The organism is Paenisporosarcina sp. OV554, assembly GCF_003058165.1.
Classification (GTDB): Bacteria; Bacillota; Bacilli; order Bacillales_A; family Planococcaceae; genus Paenisporosarcina.
Genome location: NZ_QBUC01000045.1, coordinates 1 through 8,194, shown reverse-complemented (window position 1 = coordinate 8,194; position 8,194 = coordinate 1). Strand labels below are relative to the sequence as shown.

Below are 8,194 nucleotides of genomic sequence, written 5' to 3'. Positions count from 1 at the left end.
TTGAAAAAAGAACAATTCGACCAGTACATACCGGATGATGAACGTCCAGGTGCTGAAAGCATGAGAGAAACACTCCAACAAAAAAGGGAACAAGATAAATCGATCGATAGCCGAAAGAAACAAGACCTAGATTTAGAGAGATAAGTCTCGAACTACGGGAAAAGTAGCTGCAAAATGCGGTTTTGGCAGTCTGTAGATTTTGACTAAACTCCATAAGCTCTAAAAAGCCGTACAAGCGTTTTTAAGGTGGTTGAAATGTTTATCCTTACAAATTCCAACAAATTCTATTAAAAACGCTCCTACGTATAATAGAATCACTTCTAGGCACATTCAGATTCATAGTAGACTGATAGTTTTGCAGAGAGTCCTGAGAGGGGCTTATTTCTTTTGGAAAAGATTTTAACGAATTTCATTTTCCACCACCACCAGGTTCTCACGCGCGTTGTTTGGTGTTTGGTTTATATCTTTTGTTTAAGTACTTTGTTTTAACTGTTTTAGACACCCCTTGAGGCGTTGGTATGACTAGGTTTTTGAGGTCGAAAGGTAACAGTTTCGGTTCGAAAGGTAACAGCTTCGGTTCGAAAGGTAACAGTTTCGGTTCGATTAAGGTAACAGTTTCGGTTCGAAAGGTAACAGCTTCGGTTCGAAAGGTAACAAATATAAAAACTGGTTATCTATATCGTTGACAAAGGGTTCTTTATTAGTTAAATTTCCAATAAGGTAACAATGAAATTTTTCATTACATAAGGAGGTATTTCGTGAAAGAAAATTACGTTGTTACACAAGGAAATAATTTGATTGAAGCTAGACACAAGAAACCTTTAAGCGTTCGTGAGCAAAAAATTATTCTTACTATGGTATCCATGATTAATCCAACTGACGAGGACTTTAGGGAATATGTAATTTCTATAAAAGATTTTCACGAAATGCTAGGTTTACAGGGACGTGAAAAATATACCGAGATCAAAACAGTGGTAGAAAATTTAATGTCAAAAGTAATAGAAATCCCTCGTGAAAATGGAGGGTGGTTACTAACTCACTGGGTATCAAGCGCTGAATACATACAAGGAAAAGGCTCGATAAGACTCAAATTCGTTCCAGAATTAAAGCCGTATATGTTGCAATTGAAAAGCCAGTTCACGTCATATCGTCTAAGCAATGTTTTATCACTTAATAGCACCTATTCCATTCGTTTATATGAACTCATGAAAAAATGGCATCATCTTGGAAAATGGGAGTGCTCTATTGAGGATTTAAGAGGGAAGTTAGGCGTTGTTGAAAAGATATATCCAAGGTACGCTAATTTTAAAATACGTGTCTTGAAAGCTGCTATTGACGAAGTGAACGAGAAAACTGATCTTTTAATAGATTTTCAAGAAATCAAAAAAGGACGTAGCGTGGAACGGATTGAATTCACCATAAAACATTCGGTTGAAAAGGAAATTAAGCTACCGATAGCACCTGAGAAGCCGAAAAAGAATGATGTTAATGAAGATATAAGAGAACGATTGAACCTTATAACGCAAGGTTACAACTTTGATCAACCGTTCTTCACTCAAATGTATCAAGGTGCTTCACTCATTTGGAATGATGCTGCTGAAAATGAATTGCAGATGCTCATTCGTTATGTAAATGAAGAAGAAACCGTGAAAAATCCGTTAGGTTTTATTAAGTCGAAAATAAAAACAGCATGGGATATTCACCAAGATGGATTTCCTATCACGTTTGCTGATTTAAAAGTGAGTAAACGAACAACTGGACGAACAGAAGTTATTCCTGATTGGTTTAACGAAAGGAATACATCGAAAGAAGAGACAGTTGCGACAGTAGTGACTGAAGAATATCAGGAAAAGAAACGTGCATTGCTCGAAAGTCTTGGTAAGTCTCCTGAAGAAATTGAAGAGGAAATGAACGGGTGAATAGCGAACAGTAAGAAAAGTCCTCCACGAAGTAAGAGGACTTTTTTATTTGGAGTAGCAGCATCCAGATCAGAGAGAGTGCCCATCTACACACCCTAAAAATAAGAGGTGTTTTTGGTCGACCTCCAGTCGGAAATAATGCGATGCATTTGACCCGCAGGGGCTACGATATCATCTGCCGACCTTGTTCAACTAACGGGGCAGGTTAATGGAATAGACGATTTAAGTGGAGAATAATGGTCCTTATAGAACAAAGAGGAGAATACCAATGGATACTGCGGAGTTTAAAGAAATAGTAGATGAAATAGTTATTTCTAACGGGATGAGTAAAAGAAGAAGTTGTTATTATTTAGAAGGTAATGAAATAATTATTGTACTTGGTTTACAAAAATCAAGTTACACATCTAGTTATTACTTTAATCTTGGATATATAATTAAAGACTTAAATGATAAGAAATACCCTAATTATACTGAAGGAAATGTTCGTTTGAGATTTGAGTTTGAACTATATGGCAAAAACACAGACATAGTTGATATAAAAGAAGTGTTGATAGATCAACTAGCTAATGAACTAGGGAGAAACATCTTATTTTATGTTTCCCCCATAACAAACATTGAGGCTTTAAAAAACCTAATTAAAGAACAACCAATTCTCTTATTTCAGACCACACTTATCACAAAACAATACCTTCAAATTGAATGACTCTTCTTGGACTAACGGGTGCTTTACTTCAATAAGGAGTGAAGCCTTTTTTTATTAGGTTGATTAATCGTTAAAGAACATGGAGGATGGGTTTCCCTATATAAATACCGTACTGGATATTTATGTTAAAATGAATATAAAATTGTGAAGGTTTTCACTTAAACTAACGGGGCAGTATAGTTGAACAAGGTTTGGAAAGAATACCCCTAAAAGGGGTAGAAAATGAAAAAAATAGTTTTTGTTGTCTTACTTTTGATAATTTCAATTGGGGCTGTTGAGAAAGTATCTGTTGGTTCAATAGAATCAGCTGAAGGTACATTTAAAGTCGATGAACAACAAGAATTATCAATAAAACAAGCGATTGAATTAGCATATCCTGCTGCTTTGGAATGGGATGAAAATGCACAATTACTAGATGCGGTAAATATAGACTTAGATGATAAGGCTGAGAAGTCAATTGGAAGCAACGGGAAAAGAAAATATTGGAATATTAATTTTGGAGTACCAGATACTCATAAGAATTTTTTGGTAACCATTTATAAAGGGGAAATTGAAGAAAAAAAAGATTTTACAGTGGATGGTAACTCTCCTTATCCCAAAAAGGATTTTATTGCCTTAGAAGATATTAAATATGATTCACCAGAGTTGCTTAAAAAAGCACTGAAAATGGGCAATGTTTATCCTGGTAAAGACTGGGCGAAAGGTTATAATTTTATGCTTATAAAAAATCGAGAGACCAACATTACCATGATGTTAGTGGTAGGTTGGAATAGTGATGGGACAGAAATGAAAGCAGCGGGCTTTAATGCTTCAACAGGAGAATACATTAAACCTGATTTATAAGTTATTGTTCCTTATTAAGCTAACGGGTGCTTTAGTTGAAGAACAGGAGATCGTCAGAGACGGTCTTTTTTTATTTGCCTGAAGCCCAAGACAGATTGGATATTTATTCATAGAGGGGAAAAGCGAATCAACCAAAAGCCCGTCAACTCAACGATGTATATTCGGTGAATAAAAGATGAATGCGTAAAAAGAGGAAGAAGTGAGGGGTGGTAAGGGTTGGTTCGTGGGGGCTAACTTCCTAGTCGATATGTTATGTCAACCTAGGATGCATACGTGATACAATCCAGTTAAGTAAGTGAATCGACGTTTTACGGGCGGATTATCTAGTTTTTTATTCAACTAACGTTGCAGGTTAGTTCAATAAGAAACTATTCTGATCTATCGAGAAATAGAATAGTTTTTAAAATTTTATTATTCCCGTCGAGGATTATTTAGACTGTAAATAATTAAGCTGAAGGAGGCGTGTGTTATTGAAAAGATACCTGTTAAAACTATAAAGAAGGTAGAAGAGGACATTGAAAAAAATGACTTAGGAAAAGCAAGAGATAGACTACACGGGTTAATTTCCACCTATCCAGATGAATTAGAAGTCCGTCGAAAGTTAGGAGATATCTATTTTGCATTAAAATATCCTTCAATGGCTGGTCGATATTGGTATTTAGAAAAGAATAAGACACCTGAAATGGTAGAAGCGTGTATTCAGTTCGAAGAAAGTATGGGGAACGATCCTATTAGAATAGCAAGAGCTCTAAAATTTAAAGGTGATAACGGAATAATAAATAGGCTGCAATTAGATCAGGAAATTTCTCCTTTACAATATAAAGTTAAAGAAAAATTGACGGAAGAACTGGACGATACTTTGGGAGATAAGTTAGTTACTATTGGGTGTATCACGATATTAATATTAATCATTTTGTTTACATTAATCGGAATTTACGCTCTGTTTAGCTGGGTTTTTTAATCCCTAGAATCTTGCTTCAAGAGAGTTTTTTTTGTAATCCTTATTCAACTGACGGGGCAGTTTAGTTGAAGATGTTAGCTGCAAAAACAAGGAGGAATAAAAATGTCTTGGTATTTAGATAGTGTTTATGAAAGAAATAAAGAATCTCCCTATACTTTTTATGCTCCAAGCAAAGAAGTAATTGAAATGTTAAATATAGGGGATATTGTTAAGTTAATCTTTGTAGAAACAGATAACGATGGATATGTAGGCGAAAGAATGTGGGTTGAAATTAATCATATGCAAGGGAAGAACTTCAAAGGGATACTTACGAATGTTCCATTAAACTTAAAAGATTTAAAGAATGGTCAAGAAATCATTTTTCAAACAGAACATATCTGTGACACCGAATATGAAGACCCTACTTCATCTGAATGGGATTACTATTTTAATGCCAAGATAATAGTTAGCAATGATGTTCTTGAGAGAAATGAATTTAACTTTATGTTAAGAGATAATCCAAAAGATGAACAAGACTCAGGGTGGTCTGTATTAAGTGGTTATGAAGATGATGAATTTTTAAATAATCCTGATAATCTACAATATATTTCCATCGGTGAAATTTTAAATATAGATGATTCTATTTTATCTTTTATAGAAGCACAACCTTTGTGTGCATATGAGAGAAATGACGAATATTTGTTTTACAAAATAGATGATTATGATTGGGATACTTATCTAAATGAATAAGTAACTATACAATTATTTATTAAACTAACGGGTGCTTTAGTTGAAGAACCAGCTGCCTTTACAAGGTGGCTTTTTCTTATGGAGTAATGAAGTTGATTAACTTCCTCATCCGGGTGTTATGTCAACCTAGAAGGGATACGTGATACAATCACATTAAAACTATGATTAGACCGGAGGGATAGGAATGACAAGATTTATTGATGATTTAGCAGGGGCGATAAAAGATACCTTGAAATTTATTTTCACAAGTATTTGTTACCTTTTAGCAGGGGCGTTAATTGTCAGTATCCCGATTTATCTAATTGCAGCAGTGTTTGAAAACCTTAATTAAATGTGAATTATTGTACTTAAATTAACAAGTGCTTTACTTGAACAACCGGCTACCTTTACCAGGTGGCTTTTTTTAATGACCTATATTTTAATCGTGTATCTATACTTAGTGTTGTATAGGTTACTGGACTTAGATTGTTGAACGAGTTCTTGAACATTAATGAACGAGTTAACCCTCAGAAAACACTGTAAATATAGGGTGTTCATTAACTCCTGGTTTTCTGAACAACTGGGTCCAATACATCTTGAATGATTCCAATATATCGTAACGTCACAGACGGTTCAGAATGATTAAAGATTTCTTGTAGCAAGGTTACATCTTTAGTCTCCTGATAGAAATGATAGCCAAATGTTTTTCGAAGCGTAAGGGTACCTATTTCTTCAAGCCCAACCATCATTGAGACTCCACTTAAAATTTTGTATGCCTGTTCTCTTGTTATAGGTTTGTCTTTCTCCATTCTGGAAGGAAAAAGCCAACCTTCAACCTTGAGTCTTTTTCGAGCAACGTAATACTCAATAGCCTCTCTGAGAGCATCGTTAATTTTATATCGCTTTTCTTTACCAGTCTTCTTATCCTTAATAATAATATGGGTTTTATCCTTCACGTCTTCAACTTTTAATTGCAGCATATCACTAATTCTTAACCCGGTATTGATACCCATTACAAACATAAACCAATCTCTTGTAGAAGTTCCTTGCAATATGTCTTTAATTTTCGCTATTTTTTCTTTATCTCTTATTGGTTGTACTAATTTCAAGTGAAATCCCCTTTTCTTTTCAATTCCGGACCGAAGGTGATCATCTCTAACCGAAAGATTCGATTACAGAAGACATAATATTTAACGTCCGAACTGCCACCACTTACGCGGTCTTGTTGCCTTATTTTCTATAATTCCCGAAGCCACTTCTTCTTTCGCCGGTTCTTCTAATCGTTTCAGTGTCGCCATTATGTGCCCTTGTCCCCGTCGCATTTCGTTTACTGCCTCTACTAGCGCCTCATTCTGCTTCGTCAACGTCTCAATACGATTTGCCATTTCCACAAATAGTTCACGGTCGTTATTTGCCAATACTTCGCCTGTCTGCGTTCTTATCTCCTTATTGTTCTTTAACAGTGTAGCTGCGTTGATTGCGGCGGTATCCATCGTGTTACCGCCAGTAATTAGTTTTCGTAAATGTCGGAATGCAGCAAGATCTTGCTCGGTAAATATACGCTCGCCTTTATCGTCCTTTACAAACGTCGCCCCGTGCTTTTCAACGGCTGCGGCATATTTACGAATTGATGATGTGCTAACTTCTAATAGTTCTGCGATTTGACCCGTTCGGTAACTGCTTTCAAGCATGCGCTCACCCCTCGATAATTATGCGATAACGTAATTATATAAGAATACTGCGATAACTGCGATAATAAACGGTAATAGGCCGACTTACCGTCGCTCGTCTCTGGCGCGCTTATACCGGTAATGACGAACGCGGGCGCTCGTCATTCTTAAATCATGTAGGAGACCGTCAAATTGACGGTCTTTTTTGTTTGGCAGAAGGGAAGGGCCACGATAAGTGTCAACGGTAAATGTCTGACTGGAACGATAGTGGAAGGAATTTAAGGAGTTGATACGTGCGTGCGGTGATTCTTCACCCTGTTTTTGGTTCTCACCCCATGTGAGAACCTGCCTCCCGGCGAGGGGGTTTTGGTTGGTGGGTTGCCCCTTTCCAAAGGGGCAACTTCTACTCTTGATCTCAGGGAAAAGAACGTCCGCAGCCGGACGATTTTTTCTTACGCTTGAACTGGGGGAAGGACAGCATCCGTCAGGAGGAAGTCACCCCTGCACTCACCCTCGGAGAGCACACCTTTACGCATGTAAAGTATAGTGTGTTATACTTTTCTTGGAAGTGTTGCCGGTAAAATCGCGCGGATCGGAGGGGATTGTATGAGCTTTGTAGTGGCTCGAATGGTGAAGATAAAATCACATGATGTGAAGGGAATTCAATTTCATAACCAACGAGAAAAAGAGAGTCGAACCAATCCCGATATTGATCCAGCCAATCGGCATTTAAATTACGATTTGGTGAACGCGGAACAGATTGATTACAACAAACGAGTCAAAGAAATTATTGGTTCACAAAAAATAGGGGAACGAAAAACACGAAAAGATGCGGTCTTGGTCAACGAGTTATTGATTACCAGTGATACCGTTTTTTTTGACAAGCTGACTCCTGATAAACAAAAACAATTTTTCGAGGAAAGCTGCACCTTGTTTTCGGAACGATACGGAAAACAAAATGTAGCGTATGCCACGGTACATAATGACGAGCGCACCCCCCATCTTCACTTGGGCATCGTGCCGATGCGTGATGGCAAGTTACAAGGCAAAAACATATTCAACAGACAAGAGCTGCTTTGGATTCAAGACGAGTTTCCCAAACACATGCAGAAACTTGGATTTGACATCGAGCGTGGCGAAAAAGGATCGAAGCGTGAACACATTGAAACGCAGAAATTCAAGGCAGATACCCTGGATCAGCAAGTCAAAGACCTGGAAACCAAATTACAAGACGTGACGAAGGTGTACGAGGTCGAGCAGCAAGTCGATAACATCCCCGTAAAAGACAAGCCTAACCTCAAAGCGAAGATGGGTTTAAATGGCACTAGAACCATCGAAATTTCGTCGGAAGACTACGAAACGATTAAATCCCTCGCTAAAGGGGCGGAGG

At 37.2% G+C, this 8,194-nt stretch carries 9 protein-coding genes; 7 read left to right on the top strand and 2 right to left on the bottom strand.

Annotated features, from left to right (window positions below):
• Window positions 1-758 precede the first annotated feature (758 nt).
• From C8K15_RS19425 to C8K15_RS20645, 6 genes are all read left to right on the top strand, one after another.
• Window positions 759-1,919 carry a replication initiation protein gene (locus tag C8K15_RS19425; RefSeq protein WP_158268366.1) on the top strand — a complete coding sequence of 387 codons (1,161 nt, stop codon included), beginning with the start codon at window positions 759-761 and terminating at the stop codon, window positions 1,917-1,919.
• Window positions 1,920-2,187: 268 nt separating this feature from the next.
• A complete protein-coding gene (locus tag C8K15_RS19420) occupies window positions 2,188-2,622 on the top strand; it encodes a DUF4304 domain-containing protein (RefSeq protein ID WP_108588037.1) in 435 nt (144 codons plus the stop codon).
• Window positions 2,623-2,844: 222 nt separating this feature from the next.
• Window positions 2,845-3,465 (top strand): hypothetical protein, encoded by a 621-nt coding sequence (locus C8K15_RS19415; RefSeq protein WP_108588036.1) that lies wholly within the window; start codon window positions 2,845-2,847, stop codon window positions 3,463-3,465.
• A 469-nt stretch (window positions 3,466-3,934) separates the two neighbouring features.
• The gene (locus C8K15_RS19410) at window positions 3,935-4,426 is read left to right on the top strand and encodes a DUF6584 family protein (RefSeq protein WP_369973797.1); all 492 of its coding nucleotides are present in this window, start codon (window positions 3,935-3,937) and stop codon (window positions 4,424-4,426) included.
• Window positions 4,427-4,528: 102 nt separating this feature from the next.
• Window positions 4,529-5,155 carry an immunity protein Imm33 domain-containing protein gene (locus C8K15_RS19405; RefSeq protein ID WP_108588034.1) on the top strand — a complete coding sequence of 209 codons (627 nt, stop codon included), beginning with the start codon at window positions 4,529-4,531 and terminating at the stop codon, window positions 5,153-5,155.
• Window positions 5,156-5,339: 184 nt separating this feature from the next.
• Window positions 5,340-5,486, top strand: coding sequence for a hypothetical protein (locus C8K15_RS20645; protein ID WP_199224146.1), 147 nt, complete (start codon window positions 5,340-5,342; stop codon window positions 5,484-5,486).
• A gap of 205 nt (window positions 5,487-5,691) precedes the next feature.
• On the opposite strand, the gene C8K15_RS19400 is transcribed toward C8K15_RS20645, so the two are convergent.
• Both C8K15_RS19400 and C8K15_RS19395 read right to left on the bottom strand, forming a co-directional pair.
• Window positions 5,692-6,243 (bottom strand): site-specific integrase, encoded by a 552-nt coding sequence (locus C8K15_RS19400; protein WP_108588033.1) that lies wholly within the window; start codon window positions 6,241-6,243, stop codon window positions 5,692-5,694.
• A gap of 81 nt (window positions 6,244-6,324) precedes the next feature.
• Window positions 6,325-6,825 carry a MerR family transcriptional regulator gene (locus C8K15_RS19395; RefSeq protein ID WP_108588032.1) on the bottom strand — a complete coding sequence of 167 codons (501 nt, stop codon included), beginning with the start codon at window positions 6,823-6,825 and terminating at the stop codon, window positions 6,325-6,327.
• Between the two features lie 585 nt (window positions 6,826-7,410).
• Here C8K15_RS19395 and mobV point away from each other — a divergent pair.
• A partial coding sequence (mobV, locus tag C8K15_RS19390; protein WP_146173686.1) for a MobV family relaxase occupies window positions 7,411-8,194 on the top strand: 784 nt, incomplete at its 3' end.